At 47.0% G+C, this 18,554-nt stretch carries 24 protein-coding genes; 19 read left to right on the top strand and 5 right to left on the bottom strand.

Translation table 11 applies throughout. The annotated features are described in order from the left end of the window. Positions 1 to 17: 17 nt before the first annotated feature. The 13 genes from KOI40_RS04215 (at position 18) to KOI40_RS04275 (ending at position 7,773) form a co-directional block, all read left to right on the top strand. Positions 18 to 344 (top strand): DUF440 family protein, encoded by a 327-nt coding sequence (locus KOI40_RS04215; protein WP_216096218.1) that lies wholly within the window; start codon positions 18 to 20, stop codon positions 342 to 344. Then, positions 307 to 906: a hypothetical protein gene (locus KOI40_RS04220; protein ID WP_216096219.1), complete on the top strand. Its 600-nt coding sequence runs from the start codon at positions 307 to 309 to the stop codon at positions 904 to 906. The genes KOI40_RS04215 and KOI40_RS04220 overlap by 38 nt, the downstream gene beginning before the upstream one ends. Positions 907 to 926: 20 nt before the next feature. Beyond that, positions 927 to 1,307, top strand: coding sequence for a hypothetical protein (locus KOI40_RS04225; RefSeq protein WP_216096220.1), 381 nt, complete (start codon positions 927 to 929; stop codon positions 1,305 to 1,307). A gap of 36 nt (positions 1,308 to 1,343) precedes the next feature. Next, complete coding sequence (locus KOI40_RS04230; protein ID WP_216096221.1) at positions 1,344 to 1,829, top strand: hypothetical protein; 486 nt, start codon at positions 1,344 to 1,346, stop codon at positions 1,827 to 1,829. Between the two features lie 69 nt (positions 1,830 to 1,898). Further along, positions 1,899 to 2,204 carry a hypothetical protein gene (locus KOI40_RS04235; protein WP_216096222.1) on the top strand — a complete coding sequence of 102 codons (306 nt, stop codon included), beginning with the start codon at positions 1,899 to 1,901 and terminating at the stop codon, positions 2,202 to 2,204. Positions 2,205 to 2,329: 125 nt separating this feature from the next. Continuing rightward, positions 2,330 to 2,791 (top strand): hypothetical protein, encoded by a 462-nt coding sequence (locus tag KOI40_RS04240; protein WP_216096223.1) that lies wholly within the window; start codon positions 2,330 to 2,332, stop codon positions 2,789 to 2,791. A gap of 88 nt (positions 2,792 to 2,879) precedes the next feature. Continuing rightward, on the top strand, positions 2,880 to 3,806 hold the full coding sequence (locus KOI40_RS04245; RefSeq protein ID WP_216096224.1) for a hypothetical protein: 927 nt from the start codon (positions 2,880 to 2,882) through the stop codon (positions 3,804 to 3,806). A gap of 178 nt (positions 3,807 to 3,984) precedes the next feature. Further along, positions 3,985 to 4,419 (top strand): hypothetical protein, encoded by a 435-nt coding sequence (locus KOI40_RS04250; RefSeq protein ID WP_216096225.1) that lies wholly within the window; start codon positions 3,985 to 3,987, stop codon positions 4,417 to 4,419. 622 nt (positions 4,420 to 5,041) lie between these two features. Then, entirely contained in the window at positions 5,042 to 5,401 is a 360-nt protein-coding gene (locus KOI40_RS04255; protein WP_216096226.1) for a hypothetical protein, read from the top strand. Between the two features lie 113 nt (positions 5,402 to 5,514). After that, positions 5,515 to 6,108 carry a hypothetical protein gene (locus tag KOI40_RS04260; RefSeq protein WP_216096227.1) on the top strand — a complete coding sequence of 198 codons (594 nt, stop codon included), beginning with the start codon at positions 5,515 to 5,517 and terminating at the stop codon, positions 6,106 to 6,108. Positions 6,109 to 6,249: 141 nt separating this feature from the next. Beyond that, entirely contained in the window at positions 6,250 to 6,456 is a 207-nt protein-coding gene (locus KOI40_RS04265) for a ParD-like family protein (RefSeq protein WP_216096228.1), read from the top strand. Then, on the top strand, positions 6,449 to 7,222 hold the full coding sequence (map, locus tag KOI40_RS04270; protein ID WP_216096229.1) for a type I methionyl aminopeptidase: 774 nt from the start codon (positions 6,449 to 6,451) through the stop codon (positions 7,220 to 7,222). Before KOI40_RS04265 ends, map begins: the two co-directional genes overlap by 8 nt. Positions 7,223 to 7,320: 98 nt before the next feature. After that, positions 7,321 to 7,773, top strand: coding sequence for a hypothetical protein (locus KOI40_RS04275; protein ID WP_216096230.1), 453 nt, complete (start codon positions 7,321 to 7,323; stop codon positions 7,771 to 7,773). Between the two features lie 219 nt (positions 7,774 to 7,992). Here KOI40_RS04275 and KOI40_RS04280 read toward each other — a convergent pair whose 3' ends face one another. The 3 genes from KOI40_RS04280 to KOI40_RS04290 form a co-directional block, all read right to left on the bottom strand. Then, positions 7,993 to 8,727 carry a transposase gene (locus KOI40_RS04280; RefSeq protein ID WP_216096231.1) on the bottom strand — a complete coding sequence of 245 codons (735 nt, stop codon included), beginning with the start codon at positions 8,725 to 8,727 and terminating at the stop codon, positions 7,993 to 7,995. Between the two features lie 454 nt (positions 8,728 to 9,181). Then, positions 9,182 to 9,424, bottom strand: a complete 243-nt coding sequence (locus tag KOI40_RS18825; protein WP_216096232.1) for a YgaP family membrane protein — start codon at positions 9,422 to 9,424, stop codon at positions 9,182 to 9,184. Between the two features lie 195 nt (positions 9,425 to 9,619). Beyond that, positions 9,620 to 10,648 (bottom strand): alpha/beta hydrolase family protein, encoded by a 1,029-nt coding sequence (locus KOI40_RS04290; RefSeq protein ID WP_216096233.1) that lies wholly within the window; start codon positions 10,646 to 10,648, stop codon positions 9,620 to 9,622. A gap of 440 nt (positions 10,649 to 11,088) precedes the next feature. Between KOI40_RS04290 and KOI40_RS04295 the strand changes: the two genes are divergently transcribed. Together KOI40_RS04295 and KOI40_RS04300 are read left to right on the top strand one after the other, a co-directional pair. Next, positions 11,089 to 12,357, top strand: coding sequence for an MHYT domain-containing protein (locus tag KOI40_RS04295; RefSeq protein WP_216096234.1), 1,269 nt, complete (start codon positions 11,089 to 11,091; stop codon positions 12,355 to 12,357). A gap of 277 nt (positions 12,358 to 12,634) precedes the next feature. Continuing rightward, positions 12,635 to 13,072 (top strand): cupin domain-containing protein, encoded by a 438-nt coding sequence (locus KOI40_RS04300; protein ID WP_369413143.1) that lies wholly within the window; start codon positions 12,635 to 12,637, stop codon positions 13,070 to 13,072. 73 nt (positions 13,073 to 13,145) lie between these two features. Here the strand turns inward: KOI40_RS04300 and KOI40_RS04305 are convergent, their stop codons facing one another. Both KOI40_RS04305 and KOI40_RS04310 read right to left on the bottom strand, forming a co-directional pair. Next, the gene (locus tag KOI40_RS04305) at positions 13,146 to 13,748 is read right to left on the bottom strand and encodes a nitroreductase family protein (protein WP_216096236.1); all 603 of its coding nucleotides are present in this window, start codon (positions 13,746 to 13,748) and stop codon (positions 13,146 to 13,148) included. Positions 13,749 to 13,915: 167 nt separating this feature from the next. Further along, positions 13,916 to 14,821 carry a LysR family transcriptional regulator gene (locus KOI40_RS04310; RefSeq protein ID WP_216096237.1) on the bottom strand — a complete coding sequence of 302 codons (906 nt, stop codon included), beginning with the start codon at positions 14,819 to 14,821 and terminating at the stop codon, positions 13,916 to 13,918. Between the two features lie 104 nt (positions 14,822 to 14,925). Between KOI40_RS04310 and KOI40_RS04315 the strand changes: the two genes are divergently transcribed. The 4 genes from KOI40_RS04315 (at position 14,926) to KOI40_RS04330 (ending at position 18,541) form a co-directional block, all read left to right on the top strand. Further along, positions 14,926 to 15,858 (top strand): DMT family transporter, encoded by a 933-nt coding sequence (locus KOI40_RS04315; protein ID WP_216096238.1) that lies wholly within the window; start codon positions 14,926 to 14,928, stop codon positions 15,856 to 15,858. A 343-nt stretch (positions 15,859 to 16,201) separates the two neighbouring features. Further along, positions 16,202 to 16,453: a hypothetical protein gene (locus KOI40_RS04320; RefSeq protein WP_216096239.1), complete on the top strand. Its 252-nt coding sequence runs from the start codon at positions 16,202 to 16,204 to the stop codon at positions 16,451 to 16,453. A gap of 266 nt (positions 16,454 to 16,719) precedes the next feature. Further along, a complete protein-coding gene (locus KOI40_RS04325) occupies positions 16,720 to 16,992 on the top strand; it encodes a hypothetical protein (RefSeq protein ID WP_216096240.1) in 273 nt (90 codons plus the stop codon). A 199-nt stretch (positions 16,993 to 17,191) separates the two neighbouring features. Next, the gene (locus KOI40_RS04330) at positions 17,192 to 18,541 is read left to right on the top strand and encodes a Na+/H+ antiporter family protein (protein ID WP_216096241.1); all 1,350 of its coding nucleotides are present in this window, start codon (positions 17,192 to 17,194) and stop codon (positions 18,539 to 18,541) included. Positions 18,542 to 18,554 lie beyond the last annotated feature (13 nt).

Here is an 18,554-nt window from a genome sequence, read left to right on the forward strand (position 1 = left end):
ATGTGTAATTGAAGAGTATGGATAAGAAGAATAGGTGGGGAATCCCCAAAATCACTAATCTTGCGCATGAAAAATTCCATGAATTAGCTGGTGAGCATTTATGCCCAGAAGATATCGAGCTATGGAATTGTGAATCTGGTTCAAGGGGTTTTGTTGCGCACAACTCGCCTGACAATACGTGGAAAAAGATCGTTGAATTCGAACCTGATCCAACGTTCTATTCACAAGTAACTGTAGGGCTCGCCGTTGAGCCTGGAGAGTCGCCAGAAGTATTCGCAAAAATTCTTATTTGCCGTGAAAAAAATCATGAATTTGCAAAAATTGTTTGGCGCCCAAACACATAACAAACACGCGCAGGTTGCCGCAAAAAACGCGGCGGGACTGCCTACACTTCGTTTCGGCAGCCCCTGGCGTGGGCGTTATGAGAAAACCATGAATAGATTACTTGCCATATTTCTACTTCCGATAGCGCTGTGTTCACTCGCATCGCCGGGTATTACTGAGCAAGAAATCACGTATAAGAACGCAAGGGATCTAGGTTTCGCTGTAACAGTTGAAGTTACCTCAGAGGCAACATCTATCAAGTTGATTGGTCCCAAAAGCATTAACGGCAACTGTACTCCCGCGCGTAGTGGTAACGCACTGATGTCCGCAGCTGGCGAAGAGTTAATGGTCTATCAAGCCAACTTACAGCCTGGAGATTCGGTGCCAGTGGCATTTGGGTACTTTACTCAAAAAAATACAAATATGAGTGTTTGGCTAGATTACTTCTGTCCGCCTGGGCAAGAGCTTGAAAGCCGTAGGTTTGTCATTCCTTCGGTAGCAAAGTATCTCATAACAAGTCAATCAACTTCGCGCCTGTCGGCGCCGGACAGCCTACGCTACGCTTCGGCTGCCGGTTATTGAGGCGTTATGCATAAATAGCTATGAAGTTAATATCAGGGAATAGTATCAAAGGCAGTATTTCGGACGCTGAGTACTTACTTAGGAAGCGAGGCATATTGGCAACAAATGCTTCTGAATATGCAAATATTCCTCGCTATGGAACCGCGGCAAGAAGTATTAAAAAAGGTATTTGGGTGCATCTAAATCATCAGTATGATGATGCCGTCAAAGTGCTTAATAATCCAAATCATGTTGTTTCAACCGCACTTACAGACGAACAAATGGAAACCATTGAGGCCGAGGCCAAAAATGCACTTATTAATGCCTCTTCTAGTTTTTTCTCTAGAGTCGCAGTTATTGTTCTCGGAGCAGCATTAATACTGGTTGTCGGGTATGTGGTGTTTGGGGTGTTGAGTGCATAACAAAGCAAAGCAGCGGAGCACAAGCAAAAGACGCTTGTGCTGGACCTCACTATCGTTCGGCCGCTGTTTGCGGCGTTATGTGATTCTGAAAATATGAGAAAAATTCTAGCATTCATGTTTTTTGTGAGTACGGCAGCAAGTGCTACTGAAGATTTGTGCTACCAAAAAGGCGCTGATGCAGCGCATAAGTTCAACCAAGTTATGTCTACATCTTCATACTCGGTAGAACTAATAGATAATGGTTCTGAAGATCCATCGGAAGTCACAGTATCTGTTCCGACGGAATACAATAAACTTCCATTCTCAAGCCTCACCGTGAAAATCGGTGGATATAATGGCTTCGCAACTGATGTGGCGACGGTAGTAGAATCAAATGTGGTTTCAGGTGGTTTTTACATAGCTAAAGCAGATTTATCAAAGGTGTCCGTGTTAGCGAATTATCGTTCCACCGAACCATGTGAAAGTATACAAATTACAAAAGAATTCGTTAGTTACAATGTGCCAATATCACATAACAAGTAAAGGCAGCATCGCCCTTCGGGCTGGACGCGCTCACGCGCGCCGCTGCTTTAGGCGTTAGGTGTTCATACTATGAAGCTGTTGACGATATGGCTTATTACTTACGCTTTATCCTTTATGCTAATAATCGTCATGGATTTAGCTTCGCTTAGCGGTATCGTTGAATCCTTTTCAGGGAATGTTTACTGGCCTAATCATGCTTTTCACATTGCAGAAGCGGGCGTTATTTCATTGATTAGCTTTGGGTTATGCAGGCTAATACTTATAAATGGCCAAAATATCAAAGGGGCAGGTTTAGTTGTATTGTCATTATTGGTTTCATTGGTGTTTTTTGCTCCATTACTTTATTTTCAAGCTCTTATGTTCTCAGGTACATAGGGCACCTAACAAAGCCAAGCATCTGACGGCTTTTCCGTTGCTTGGCTTATGCGCGGACCGCTACGCTAGCGCAACACCAACCAACTACAAAGCCGCAGCTGTTGGCGGCGTTAGCGGTACAAAGTATGACGCACATTGCCGGTCTTATAGTTGTCCTGCTATTAAGCTTTGCCAGCGCATCACAAGGAATTGAAATGAGTGAATATCAACAAGAAATAATGAATCGGAGAGTTTCTGAAGCACGAGCGCTCTGGAATACGATGGAATCTGAAGGGTTTACTCCGAAAACAGTTGCGGCACTAGATTTTGTGTTCTTCTCAAAATCAGAGAATGAAGCTAAAGAACTCATAGAACAACTTTCTGAAAACTATTCATTAGAACTGGTCCCAGCATCTGAAAAGGATTACGTACTAATAAAGGGAACTACTCGACCATATGGCAACGAATTCACCTTTGAACAGTGGTTGAGCTGGGTAGAGTTTATGGTTTCTGTTGGGTTTAGTCACAACGCAGTATTTTCAACGTGGTCGGTATATGCTCCAAGTAGCAAAACCACTTGGTCCTCAGAATCTATTGATGTTCAGTAATGTGCCACTTCACCGCTAACAAGGCCATCAAAAATCGCTCCACTACGTTCCGCTGGACCTCCTTACGCTGCGCTCCAGTCGGCCCTTTATGGCGGCGTTATCTTTTAAGGCAACTTCTTCCATGATAACTAATAGGCCTTCACCAGAAGATTTTGAGAAGCAATCAATACAGTATCTCATTCAATCACTTGACCTAATCATTAAAAATTCTGAAGGTGAAGAGTTCGTGGATATGGTAGAAGTGGAAATCGATGACTATTGGAAATACCATCAAGGTATTCTTAATAACTCATTAACGCTGCTATTTTTGAGTTTAGAAAATTATTTAAAGAAAGAAATTTGTACGGTTTCTCCGATGTTACTGGTAGCCGGTGAACCTAAAAAATGGGCTAAGAAAAATTCGGATAGGAAATTTAGTGAACTATTTATTCACCCATTCGACGATCTACTTGTTCTGTATACGGAATTAGGCTTAGGAAACATAACGGAGCAAACCGCATCAAAACTCGAAGAGTTTCGGTTAAAAAGGAATCAGATAACACATGGCGTTCTTGAAGAACACATTACTCCTGAGTATATATTAGAGAGCTTCTATATCTTCATGGCCCATATTTGGGGGCATAGACAATGGTGGGATCAGCTCAAGAAACATATTTATAACGAACCTCTGTTTGGTATTTACGATACAGATCATGAGAAAGCGAGTGTAACGACATATATAGATTTCCTAGTATCTTACTTGGGTAAGTCGAAGACAGGGGAAATTCTAGGAGTTGACTTAAAGCAGCGTAACTATTTTTGCCCGTCTTGCCATTACTGGTTAAATCATGAATACGAAGTAACGGACTCAAAATATGCCGTACTAAAGCCCAATAGCTCTTCCTCTACAAATCTATACTGCGTGATTTGCGACTCGAATTACACAGTATTTAGAAAAAAATGCGAGGAGGAAGGCTGTAAAGGAAATGTTATCGGTGAAGGCTATTGTTTGACATGTTTCGCCGAACAAAGCTAAGAAGATAACAATACGCTGTAGCAATGCAGCCCTAAAAACTACCGCTTCGCGGCGGGCTGTGGACTCGCATTCGCTCGCCGCTAAGCTCTGCGTTAGTGCTACAGGTACACCTATGCATCGAACTATGACTACAATTTTATTGCTTTTAACTAGTAACTTCTGCTTAAGTGCGCCGAGCATGTTAGATATTAATATTGGTGAAAGCTTTCCAGTTAAAATAACCTCGCGAAGTAATGATGAAGGGAATCAAAGGCCGACGATTCAGTTTAAGGTACCAAATTCAGATATGTCGGCGGAGCTATTTTCAGAGTACGAGGTAGTTATAAATAGAAAGACTTCAGAGATTGCTGTTATTACCGGGCGTCGCGTTTACAAAACATTGCCTGAATGCGAGGAAGGTAAAAATATCGCGCTTAACTGGCTAAAAAAAGCTATCTCCAATGCACAATATTCTGAATCAGAGAATATATATAGCTCAAATGAAAATAACGTTTTCGGCAGTCTCTATTGCGCATTTCACGATGAAAGCCCATTTCCAACCCTAGAGTTCCAATTTAGGGGTAAAAAACAAGACAGGGAGCTAGAATCGGCATGGGAATCATATTTCAATTAAAAGCACTAACAAAGCAATCTAGCGGACCCAAGCAAGCAATGGCCTTGAAAAGCAGGCCATTAAACGCTTTCTGGGTCCGCTAATTGCGGCGTTATAGCTTATGACAAAGAATATCGTACTATTTCTGCTAATCCTGCTTGCCGTGTTGGTTCTTTCTACTTTCCATGCGGCAATATCTAATGCTCTGGGTTTTTCTGAAATCTACGATAGGTATCCGTATTATATTGGCCTTACAAAAGGTTTTTTGCTTTTCCATTTAGCACAAATGATCTTGTTTTTTCCGGTTTACGATTATCGAAAATTGCTAAAGTTAAACCTCATACTATTTATATTTCTGCAAATATCTATGGCATCCGTAAACAGTTACTTCAAATCAGATAGCTATGAAAATGGCGGTACGGTTGTGGGCTTAATGGTTATTATTGCAATTCTGTCGTATGGGTGCTTCTCCGTCGCATGCCACTTTATTTATCGCAATAAAACCAAACAACTTACGTAGGGCTAAGCAATGGGCTATAACAAAATGGTCAAGTGCACTCCGGCCGCAAAAGGCGCGGCCTGCGCGGGACAACCTACACTACGTTTCGGTTGCCCCTTACCACGGCGTTATGTTTCTTGAGATATGTACGAATTACCGAATGAATCACATTTAAAGGAGCTGATTGGCCAAGAAGTAAATCTTGTGTCGGTTGGCCCCTATGATGCTCAAATTGCCTTCGAAAAAGGAGTAGTGATTCAATCTCTACACAAACTAGAGGGTGAGGTAAATGGAATTAAATCGCTGTGGTTCGATGGTGAGTGGGTAAGCACTAAAGACGTTATCCACGTACCTAAGAAAGAGGTAACTGACATCAGAAATGAAAATCAACTGGTGCTAAAAATTACTTTAACAGGCGGTGTGGCTCTCTACATACACACAGAGGTCTCGCAATACGAGAGCATCAATATTACTCGTAGCGATGGCACACTTGAGGTTATATGAGCAAGCACCAAAACATAACAAGGCCAGGCACAATCGCCCCTTCGAGGCTGGACCTCCGCACTGCGTGCTCCGGCCTGTGCTGGCGGCGTTAAGTTTCTTTATCGAGATCGAGCATGGATGAAAAAGTTAAAGCATCATGGGAGCGAGCCCTTCATCCTGAGACGCTTAAGACAAATATAATTACCGCCTCTATATTTTCGATGGCCTTCGAAATGCTCAAGGGCAGTATTGTTGAAAAAATCGAAGGTTTTTTTACAAGTAGCTTTGATAAAAATGGGAGGGTTGTTAGCCCTGAATATAAAAAAAAGGTGCTTAGCCTAAACAGAAGCCCTCTCTATGCATCAATGAAATGGCTACAAGATATGGGCGCTATTGATAATGAAGATTTAGAGGCATTCGAACACATCAAAAGGTGTCGCAACACCTTGGCTCATGAAATGCTTACGTTTGCATCGTCAGGTGTAGATTTTGATGTCGCAGAAGCCTTTGAAGAAATGGTCGGTCTACTGAGAAAAATAGAAATTTGGTGGTTTGAAAACTTAGAAATGGCGATAGACCCCGAAGCTTACCCCGAAGATCTAGACTTAGAGCAGGTAACACCTGGCCCCGTCTGGAGTCTTCAAATGCTGATTGATGTTGCGCTAGGGTCAGAGGAAGAGGCACGAAAGTATTATGACCACTTTGCCGCAAATGCAGACAAAACTTAACAAGCGCATTTTGCCGGACTGGTTTTCCGCTGCGCTCCAAACCAGCCGCAAATGCGGGCGTTAAATTCCTCGATGACCATATTGCCAGTCGGGCATCAGTGATATATGATTCATATACATATCGTATATCAAAGGGTTGCTATGGGAATTGTTAAGATTGACGACGAACTACATGGGGAGATTCGCAAGGCGAGTTCAGTTATGGTTCGCTCTATCAATGCTCAGGCTGAGTATTGGATAAAGGTTGGCATGCTCGCCGAGGCGAACCCCAGTATGTCTTTTACTGACATCATGCGCGATCAAATGAAGCTGGCCGAAGTTGATATAAGGAAGGCTGTCGGTGGCTAGCGTAAAACTGAAAAGTGCTGAAGAATTGAGCGTAATGCGGGAGTCCGGTCGGCTTCTGGCGACTGTTTTTGAGCACCTTGACGGCTTTATTGATGTTGGGGTCTCAACGATGGAGATCAATGATTTGGCGGACAGGTATATCACCGATCAGCTGCGTGCTCGTCCAGCGAGTAAAGGTCAGTACGGGTATCAGTATGCTTTGAATAGCTCTGTAAATCGCGTTGTATGCCACGGTGTACCTTCAACCACTCAGAAGCTGAAATCCGGTGATATTATCAACGTTGATATCACGTTGGAGCAGGGCGGATTTATCGCTGACTCCAGCAAAATGTACATGATCGGTGACGTGACTCACACAGCCAAGCGGTTGGTCGATAAAACCTATGAGGCAATGTGGGAAGGGATACGGACTGTAAAGCCCGGCGCGACCCTTGGCGATATTGGTCACGCCGTTCAGAGCCACGCCCAGAAACACGGCTATTCTGTTGTTCGCGAATATTGTGGGCATGGAATTGGGCGAGAAATGCATGAGGAGCCACAGGTTCTGCATTATGGCCAGGCAGGTAAAGGTTTAGCTCTACAAGAAGGGATGGTGTTTACCATAGAGCCCATGATTAATGAGGGAAAGGCCAAAGTTAAGTTGAAGAAAGATGGGTGGACCGTTGTCACCAGCGATAAGAAATTATCTGCTCAGTGGGAGCATACAATCGCGGTTACCTCCGATGGTTACGAGGTTCTGACGCTCAGAGCCGAAGAGCGAATTTAACAATTGCAGGCACAGCGACGGCTTTCTCGTGCGGCTTCCCCTTCACTGCAAAGCCGCGCGTGCTGCGGGCGTTAGGCAAGCTCCAGTACTGATCAATTATGAATGTTTTAGGGTTTAACATATCAGAAAGTAATGAATCAAATGATCATCAGGTCAGGATTCTTATTGATCGTAAAGACTGGCTTGGTGGAAATTATTTGGGTATGGATCCACCAGCTTTATTTTCTCAAGCCGCTTTAATATCGGGAGGAAATGTTGTTGTTGGTAGGTGTAGTTGCGGTTGCGAAGGGTGTGATGATGTTGTCGTAGACATAGAGATAACTGAGCATTCGGTAATCTGGCGTTCAGATAATGGCCTAATGTTAGAGTTTGTTCTCAACCAGTATCTGCGTACTATTGAAAAACAGAAGAATGATTATAGCTGGGAAGATCTAAATAGAACTGCTGGGCGCTTGGTAAGTGAAGTCTTTGAAGGTAAAAGAAATAATAAGGACAGGCACCCTCAAAAAAACACATCAAAAAATCTCCGTACCTTTCATAACGCTCTCTAAATTGTCTTAACGACAAGTGTTCTTGACCAAAAAGAACAAAATAATAAGGACAGGCACCCTCAAAAAAAACACATCAAAAAATCTCCGTACCTTTCATGACGCTATCTAAATTGTCTTAACGACAAGTGATCTTGACCAAAAAGAAAATTTCACGTCAAACAAGCGATTTTCAAACAGCAAAATTCCGACGTTCTGGTTGCGAATAAGGTAGTGAGGTTGTCAAGCGGTTTTTCGAAATCGTCGGTGTACGATTTTTTCAAAACATTGACTGTTTACCAACCACTGATCTGGCGGGATGTTCAGTCGGTTAAGAATCGGAGGAAGGTTTGTGGGGATTGCACCGCGTTTGGTATCCCTGACGGCTCGTCCAGTCCAATCGACCAGTTGCAGGTAGTCGCTGAATGAGTAGGGCAGGCCGTGTTGGTCGGTGGACTTAATACAACCGTCAAACCGCAGCAGGGGTTTGAGGGGTACATCAAAGTCATTGGTCAGGCATTGATCTTTGATGGCATCAGCAAGGTTAAATGTTGGGTTTATACGTTCTTGAAGGCTGGTGTGATCAGATGTCTCCGGTGTTTTCGCCATGCCAGCCCGGATGGGATTCAAATCCACATAAGCCATGCAGGAGATTAGTGCTTCTTCTGTGAGTAAAGCCTGGGACTTAAAGCGCGACTCCCAAAAGTGTCCGGTACAGTTGTCTTCGGCGTTGGCCATACGAGCGATGGGTTCATTGAGACACTTCATGAACCAGCTCAAGTCTTGCAATCGCTGACGCCAGACATTGATGATGTCTGAGACAGTCTCTTTTTCTGCAAGGCTTAAGATTTCACCGTTGCGATAGCGGGAAATAATCAGTGGGCCCTTGTGCAGTGTTAACCAGCGTTCCAGAACTTGGTGTTCTGACCAATCTTTGGAGGAATCGAGCTTGACGACCAGATGATAGTGATTACTCATCACGGCATATCCACAAATATCAATTGCAAAGAGTGAGCTGAGCAAGCGAATACGATTTTCGAGCCATTGTCGCCGGTGTTCATAGCAGTGTCCGGTGACGGAGTCGGTGCCGCAAAGAAAGGCTCGCCTCACGCAACGTGAAACACAATGGTAATAGGGTGTGTCCGAAGGGGAAATTAGTTGGTTGCGGGGTTGTGTCATCGCAGAATTGAAAATTTATTAACGTTGACCGTGATGAAACTACAGGTGTTGGCTGGCTGCAATGGTCAGTGGGAAATTATCTGGGATGCTGTATGAAGTTTTGGCCAGGCTTCAGTCTAACGTAGGAAAACAATGGTAAATAAGGGCAGGAACTTTAAAAATTTAAAGTCCTGCCTTACTTATGTTTCTGTATCGCGTTCTATTGCATTGACATGATCGGCATGGCTCAGGTCGCAATGGATCAGCCTGTCTTTTACAAGCACGGGGTTTCATTCTCGATACAGTTTTTGTCTTTCTTTGAACAGGTGTTGATATCTAGGATGTACCAAAAATAGCATCTGGAAAAAACACCATTTAAAACGAGCATCAAGGATATTACCAGTACAAACCACTCTATCCCGTTTAGGTCGGGCTGGATCGCTGCCCAGGCAGCCAGAATGACACCGAACAAAACACGAAAAATTCTTTCAATGTTTCCAATATTTTTTTCAATCATAGCGTTCCTCCTTAATTTCCATTGTTTACGTATGGCTGGAGTCCTTGGATCTTCAATCACACAATATTTTAATGATTAAGGGGTTTTGGCTTGAGGGCTGTTTGATGTAAAACCGCAGTTTGCGCAGGCACAGCCCTAAGTTTTATTTTTAATTATCGTCGATTCTGGTTTGTTGACCGGGGTTAAAAAACTGATTCAGCGTTGCTGCAACCGGGAAAAGTTATTGGTCGCTTGTTGTAAATTATCAGAATCTATAAATGCCAGGGCCTCCGTATTGTTTTTTACATAGGCATCGAGGAATGCGGTGGTGGCACTGTTGAGCATTTTCAGTGCATCATATTGCGGCGGCTGTTCCCGCTCAGGACGACAGATCAGATTACCCAGGTAATGGTCGGCTCCCTGGGTTATTAATGCATAGTTCTGGCCGGGTTGGGCGGTATCAAAAGACAGTTTGTGTGCCCGCCAATCGGGCCAGAACTGGGCATTGGCATCCCAGGTGCCGGTAGTCAGCATCATTGGCCCTTGCAGGTTGATCCAGCTGCCTTCATTAATGACATCGAACATTGGGCCGGGCGGTGAAATCGCAACCATCGCTTTGATGCGTTTGTCGGTAAAGTAGACATACTCTTCGGTATCGGGATTGAAGGTGCCGGCGCCCCCGAACTGTTGTGCGGTGAAGGCGCCAAACGAATGTCCGGTGGCGGCGATACGGCTGGTATCCATTTTCCCCGCAAGACCATCGACGCTGTCTTCAATCTGGGGCAGGTGGTCTAACAGACTTGAAAAATCCCTTATCCGCTCTTCGATCAGACCAATCTGACCGTAACGTACACTGTTCCAGATCCCGTTTACCATGCCGCAACAATCCAGATGGTTGGGGGCCAGTACTACATACCCATGACTCACCCAGTGCTCAATAACCGGGTTGTATTTGTCTTTGGTGGACCAGTTGCCGTGGGAAAACAGCAAAATGGGAAAAGGGCCTTCGGCGTCCGGGTAAAAGATACTGAGGTCGAGTTCTCGGTCATCCAGCGATAAGTGTACGTTGGTTTGGGCTACAACGTTTAAGGATCCTGTCTCCGCTTTATACAGGCTGGCGAGTGCCTCTGGGCTGGCATTGAGGGGTGTGACTTCCGGTAAGGTGAGCTTATCACCGCTGCAGCCGCTGAGCCCAAAAATGACTGAGCACCACATAATCGCAGTTAACGTCGTAAGTCTGTGCATATACTTTTTTCCTTGTCAGAGAAACACACAAGCCTTTTAGTGTCACTCTCGGGGCTGTGAATTCCAATGCTTATCGTATGTTTGTTGTTGATCCAAAAAAGCCTGCAGCTGTGACTGGCGGAGCTAAACGACGAAATCATGACTGTCATGAGCGGCCTGACTGCTAGCAGATGATGCAGGCCTTGTTCGCCAGTTTTGGGGACGATAAGAAGCAGCTAACAGCGCATGCTCAATAATAAAGCAGGGATGACATTGCCGGTTTGACTATCCGCAAAATCAACTACAGGAACTGGCTTTCAACAGGCCAGTCAGATGTATCAGACCGGACCGTCACCCCATCTAGATAATCAGCCTGATAGTCAAAAACAATCATCAACTGTCATCTGAATCATCTGTGGTTGCGTACAACCGGGCAATATTAATCCTTTGGGGAATTTTCGATGAAGGGAACCTATGCTCTCGAGCTGGTATTTGCCTCCTATTGTGTCGCAGTAATCGCCGCTTTTACCGCTATCTACTTTGGTGCACGCGTGCGCTCTCTATCGGGCAGCACCAAAACAGTCTGGTTTACTATTGGTGCGTTCTGTCTGGGCGCAGGCATTTGGTCAATGCACTTTGTTGGTATGAGTGCCTACCAAATGCCAATGGAAATGGAGATGAGTTTTGACTTAAAGCTTACCGTGGCTTCATTGGTTATTGCTGTTTTAGCATCTGGCCTGGGACTTAAAGCGATTACCAGCGAAATGCTATCGGTGTCCCAGCTGATTATCTATGCGTTTATCATGGGCACTGGTGTCTTCACCATGCATTACACCGGCATGTTTGCAATGAAGATGGATCCTGCGATGCAGTATGACAACTTCCTTGTGTTTATATCTGGCGTTATCGCAGTGGTTGCCTGTGGTGCGGCGCTGTGGATCTGCAGAAATATTGACAAGGTCGATCAGGGATACAGTTTCTGGGTAAAACTGGTTGCCGCGTTAGTGATGGGGGTTGCGATTTGCGGTATGCACTATACCGGCATGGCTGCAGTAAGTTTCCCCATGGAATCCCAAATGGCTGCCAGCAATACATTGCGTGGTAACTGGATGGGAGCACCAACTGCTATAGCCTCTTCTATCTTTATTTTACTGCTGGTCTATATGGCGTTTCAGGACTTTCGTGAGCAGGAAAGAATCAAGAGAGAGAAGGAGGCCGCAGAACAAGCGGTTCTTCATGCCGCGTTTAATGACAAGATCACCAATCTGCCCAACAGAGCTGCATTTGAAGACCAGCTATTAAAAGTCATCGGTAAAAATACGAGTTTTACCCTGCTCTATCTGGAACTGAGCAGCTACAGGGATATGAACAAACTTTACGGCGAGGCACAGGCACAAGAACTTGCGAGTCGCTTCTCTGAAAAGCTCCGTGGAAATTTTGTGGAGGCGATCTATATCGCCCGTTATTCGACCACGGGTTTCTTTGTGTTGCTCAATAGCGCAAATAAAAATGAAATTGCCCAACAGGTTAAGCAGTTTGCCAGTAAAAACAATCAGCCACTGAACATACAGGGGGAGTCATTCTGGCCAACCGTCAGCGTAGGTTTTAGCCACTATCCAAACTCCGGTACCAATACCCGCCTGCTGATTCGCCAGGCACAGGTCGTCAAAACCAAATTTGCAGCCCAACCTGTTACACGTCTGATAAAAAATGAAGCCGCGGTGGCTTAGTTTTCATGGCAGGAATGGAAGCCGTTATTAAACCGGGGCAGCTCGAGCATATCGGTTGGGCTTTCATCTGCGGCAATTTCCGAATCTATTGAAATGACCCAGGAGCTTAACTCTGGCCATATCGCTTTTCGAGATACCGATAAGGTTGAGAGTCGTTGGGGAAGGATCAAGCTTGATACAGTGGTTGATGCTCTCACGGCAAGCTGAGCAGGCTGGTTTACCGGTTAGCGTCTATATTTCTTTATTACAGAGACTCTTTCTTGCTGAGGAGTGAGTGGTGAATAACGTAATAATTAACTCTGCGCTAGCGACACTATTACTGATTGTGGTTTCGGCAGCCGTTGCAGAAGAAGCAATATCCGTTTCGCCGACAGATACGGCCATTGAGTGGGGGCCGTGTCCTGCCTTTTTTCCGGAGGGATGTGAAATCGCCGTATTGCACGGTGATCCGGCAAAACCAAATGCAGATATTTTCTTTAAAATCCCAGGCGGCTATGAGTTTCCTGCGCACTGGCACACGTCGGCGGAAAGAATGACGCTGGTGTCAGGACAGCTGGATGTGACTTACATCGGGCAAGCAACAACCCACCTCAAGGAAGGCATGTATGCCTATGGTCCTGCCAAGGCTGTGCATGACGGTAAATGCATCAGTCAGGAAGCCTGTGTTCTGGTGATTGCTTTTGAAGAACCTGTGGACGCATTTGAGCATCAATAAAGCGCTGCCTGACCTCCCTCACACGGGAAAATGTCCGTGTGAGGTTATGTCTGGGAAAGTAATCCGTTAGAGACTAAAACCGGTTCTCGAACAACACTTCACTGACAGGCAATTGCCCACCCCGCCCATTGGGCGCCTGGGCTGCTTTGCCCACGACAATCATCATCCCGATTAAATAGCCTTCGGGAAGGTTGATCAATTCCGCGACCTGCTCTGTATCAAACCCTATCAATGGACCGCTGCCGTATCCCATGGCGGTGGCGGTTAACATAAGCGTTTGTGCGGCAATCCCACAGCTTCTGATGGCTTCGTCCCGTTGCAGTTGAGGTTTGCCCTGATAGAAATCGGTCAGCATGGGCACCAGAATTTCCCGGGCTTCTTTGGGGGCGTCGGCCCAGTAGCGTTCGGGGCGATCTTGCCAGGCGTTGATGTCGGCGCAGAGGACAATCAGTTCCGCTGCATCTTCCACCTGTTGCTGACTCCAGGCGGCCGCTTTCAGTTGCGTGCGCAGCGAGGGATCGGTGATGCGTAAAAAACGCCAGTGCTGAATATTGAAGGATGTGGGCGACAGCATGGTTGCACGGATGAGTCGCTCAAACTCTGCTTCCGGCATGGGCTCAGAGGCATCGTAGTGTTTAACAGATCGGCGGGATTCTACGGCGGTAAACAGGTCCATAGCTTCTTGTCTCCTTTAGGTAAAGCTACTCACGCACTTGGCCGCCTGAAGTGGGCCGCCAGTGATTTCAATGAGGGAAAGTGTATCTGGTTTCTTATGAGTCGATAATATGGTCAAAAAGGAAATTACTGTTGATAAAAGGTAAACAATGCTTGTTTGGCCAGTCGTTAATTATCCCAATAGGGTTGATCCCCACCGAAGTATTCAATGGCAAAGTCGATAAAGGCCCGAACCTTGGCAGGCAAGTACTGGCGCTCGGGGAATACCGCGTAAATGATTTTGGCGGGCATTTGGTATTCCTCAAACAGGGTGATCAGGCGGCCGGCTTTAATATCCGGTCCGGCAATAAAGGTGGGCAGGCGGCCTATGCCTGCACCTTGTAACAGGGCTTCGCGCAGGGCTTCACTGTTGTTGACCTGGTAGTTGCCTTTGATGTCGATGGCCTGGGTGGTGCCATTTTTCATAAACGCCCACTCTTTCACGTCGTTGGAATGGGTAAAAATCAGACAGTTGTGATCTTTCAGGTGTTCCAGTTGCTCAGGCTTGCCGTGGGTTTTTAAATAGTCTGGCGATGCACACAGCACACTGTTTAGTGGCGCCAGCTTGCGGGCAATCAGGCTTGAGTTGGGCAGTTCTCCGGAGCGAATCGCAATATCAAAGCCCTCGCCAATCAGGTCCAGCACCTTATCGTCCATCACCATATCGATGGTGATTTTGGGGTAGCGCTTGAGAAACACCGGTATCAGCGGCGCCAGGTGCAGGCGACCGAAGGACATGGGCGAGTTGATGCGCAAACGGCCCTGGGGTTCGCCCTGCAGCTGGGAAACGGCATCCTGCGCATTCTTGGCCGCTTCGTGAGCAATGCGTGCATGCTGGTAAAAGTGCTCGCCGGCTTCGGTCAGACTCAGTTGGCGGGTGGTGCGGTGTATCAATTTGACGCCCAGTTGCTCTTCCAGCTGGGTGACGCGCTTGCTGACTGCGGACTTTGATATCCCCAGCAGTCTCGCGGCGGGGGAAAAGCCTCCCGTCTCTATCACCGTTACAAACACCGGGATGGCCGCAAAATTCTCCATAAGTCACCGTTTACTTATTCTCAACAGTATTTGTCCAATCGTCTGGATTATCAGTTTATCAGAAACAGCCTATGCTTCACTTTCCCATTTGAGAGGCAAACACCATGAGCGCATTCGTCGAGACAACCCGCCGTCTAGCCGTCACTTCAGCCAGGGCAGGGGGCAGCGCCTTGTGGTGGGTTCACGGTTTGATGGTCATGACCATCCTGTTTACCTCCAGCTCATTTCCGGTGGCGGAGTTGATCACCAGCGCCATGCCTGCCGATGTGATGATGCTGATCCGGTTTGTCATGGCCGCCGGTCTGTTTGCACCGTTGGTGTTTTGCCGACACGGTTTCCATGTGCCACCCGTCAGGCGGTTACTGGGCTACGCCTTGTTAAGCATGCCATTGGCGACGTTTTTCTGGTGTATGTTCGAAGCCCTTAAAGACACAACGGCCATTAAAACCGGTGCGCTCTTTACCACCATACCGGCCATGACCGCACTACTGGCATTACTGATCAATGGTGAGCGAACCACTGTGCGCAAAAGCCTGGGCTTGATGTTGGGTACTCTGGGTGCCGTCTGGATCGTATTCAAGGGCGAGCTGGCAATGGCTTTAGGGCTTGAATTGAATACCGGTGACTGGATTTTCTTTGCCGGAGCTGTCGCCCTGAGTGTCTACAACACGTTTATTCGGCGGGTGTATTCCGGCGAGCCGATGGAAGTCATGACCTTTTGGGTGATTCTGTTTGGCGCTGTGTGGATGTTTATGGTTTCTCTGCCAAGCTTGGCGCAGGTCAATTGGCAGCAGCCTGTCAGTGTCTACGGCGGTTTGTTTTACCTCGCCTTATTCACCACCCTGTTAAGTTTCTTTCTGCTGCAATTCGGCACGGTCAGAATAGGCCCTACCAAGGTCGCGTCCTACAGTTTCCTGACGCCGCTTTTTGTTTGGATATTGTCCCTGCTGTGGGGGTTGGCGGAATTTAACTGGCGTCTGATGCCGGGGTTGGTACTGGTGGTTGTAGCCATGGTGTGTATACAAAAAGAGCAATAGGCTTTTTAAAACACAGGAAGAGGCGTGTCGGTTTTGTGTGCGCTATCTCTCTGGCAGGTTAAACCCTTTCGGTGATATAAATCAGATGTTGATGTAAAACGTGAATCCTAGTCCTTGGGATCTTTCAACGGGAAAAGTAACCATGCAACTAGCCCATTCATCCGCTCCGGTTATACAGCCTCGATAGAGACTGCCCGACGGCTATTTATAGTGACGCAGATTTTAATAATACAGCCAGGTGGTTGTTTTTATTTGACGTGGCGGTTTAAATAAATAGCTTAAAATACATTGCGTAGTCAGTAGTGAGAATCTCTGACGTCAGGCATTACAAGGGTAAAACTCTATGAAGGTCTTAATCGCAATATCGATTGCTGTTTTCGCACTGCTTTTTTTTACACGCTATGATTTATATGAATCTGAAAGCAGCTTTAGCGACTCCTATGTTGTTGTAGAAAAAGGGTTTTATCTTCGAGACAGCTGTATGGCCAAAGGTGAGCAGCTGGATAAACCGTACAAGTGTATTGGTCATAATGTCTGGGGCGAGTTTCGAAAAAAGAATCATGACTACAAGCAGGAGCGTGACATTCAATTCTAAACGTTGATTCCCTGCCATGCTGGCTTGCCCGGTTGATGCCTATTGGATTGTCATCTTTTCTACATAGTCCTCACACATTTCAATAAAAGCCTGCGCGGCGGGTGACCTCGACCGTGTCTGGTGTTCGATAACACTCAATTGGATCTTTAACTCCGGATAGTGTGCGTCCAGCTTACACCGCTTGCCTTCTTCCAGCGCTTCCGTGAAATAGGCTGCATTTGCTAGGTGCAGGTGCAGGTGCAGGTGCTATCACCCAAAGTGGTGATTTGAATCTAGAGGCAAATCCTATCTATACCGTCCTCAGTGGTCCGGTGGGTATTGGCGGGCTGGGATGGTTGTCCAAAGCTCGCGGTTTGGAAGCTGCGACACCGGCTGCATTGTCCGTCAAAGAGATTATGCATCCGGCCGAGCTGAACGGCTTTACAGTGCTGGATATCACACCTGGCAGCATCAAGGTGAATCTGGTGAGTTGTCCAAAAGGCTATGTGGCGCCGGAGTATCTGACGTTGACCAGCGCCAGTCAATTTGAGATCGGATAGAGAATATCGTATTGATTCCGTTTATCTCGCGCTGAAGACCGTTGCGAGCCCCGATTGCTCAAGAGAAGCGGATGATATCACTGCGAAAGTTGATTAGACTGTGCGGGTAGGAATATTGTCCAGTTTCTTGAGTAATCGTTGTCTGCTGCGTTGATAGTTGCATTCTTGCCGGCAGTTGCTGAATGACGGAGGAGTGCCGGTGAATGCTGTTGTCGTTGCCGTAGGTCTTATGCTCGGTTTAAGCCTGATGAGAATCAATGTGGTTCTGTCACTGGTTCTGGGTGGCCTTGTGGGTGGCGTAGTCGGGGGGCTAACCCTGACGGAAAGCATCGAGATCTTCAATGGCGGCCTGGGCGGTGGTGCTACCGTGGCATTGAGCTACGCCCTGCTGGGAGCTTTCGCCGTAGCCATTGAACGGTCCGGTTTGCCGGATATACTGGCGGCCAAAGTCCATGCCCTGTTAGGGCGGCAAGCCAGTGACAAAGAGCAGAAACGCATCAAGTATCTGCTGTTGTTTGTTATTTTGCTGGTGTCGGTGTGTTCACAAAATCTGGTGCCGGTGCACATCGCCTTTATCCCGATGTTGATTCCACCCCTGTTGCACTTGTTTCACGAGCTCAAACTCGATCGGCGTTTGATCGCCTGTATCCTGACCTTTGGTTTGACCATGCCCTACATGATTTTGCCCATTGGTTTCGGGGGTATCTTTATGAATGAGATTCTGCTGACCCAGTTGCAGACCAATGGTCTGGCTGATATCGACAGCGGCATGATACCGGTGGCTATGGCGATCCCGGTGGCAGGCATGTTGCTGGGTTTGCTGGTCGCGGTGTTCTACTCCTACCGCACGCCTCGCGAATACACCCTGGAGGCGCTGGACGATCCGGGACATCCCTTGGATGAAAGTGTCGTGACCGAGGCGCCAACCACCGTGACGGGCAAAACCTGGGTGCCGGTGTTGGCCATTGGATTGGCTTTTGGTGTACAGCTTGCCACCAAATCCATCGTCGCCGGCGCTCTGGTAGGCTATTTGGTTTTTTTGCTGGGCGGTGTATTCAGTTTGCGCGATTCCAACGATGTGGTGATCAATGGCATGAAGCTGATGGCCCAGATTGGTTTTGTGATGATTGCTGCTTCGGGCTTTTCCGAAGTCATCAAAGCCACCGGGGATATTACAACCCTTGTCGACACCTCATCCGACTGGATTGGCAGCAATCAGGCGCTGGCCGCCTTTGCCATGCTGGGTATCGGTCTGTTGATTACCATGGGAATTGGATCTTCGTTTTCCACGATACCGATTATTGCCGCAGTCTATGTGCCTTTGGCATTGCAGCTGGGATTCAGCCCGCTGGCGATTATTGCCCTGGTGGGAACCGCGGGTGCTTTGGGGGATGCAGGATCACCGGCTTCCGATTCCACGCTGGGGCCGACCATGGGGCTTAATGCCGATGGCCAGCACGATCACATTTGGGATTCTGTGGTGCCTACCTTTATGCACTACAACATTCCATTGGTTGCATTTGGTTGGCTGGCGGCGATGACCTTCTAGAGTTAGGCCGGCA

It is taken from the genome of Pseudomaricurvus albidus, assembly GCF_018863235.1.
GTDB lineage: Bacteria > Pseudomonadota > Gammaproteobacteria > Pseudomonadales > Cellvibrionaceae > Pseudomaricurvus > Pseudomaricurvus albidus.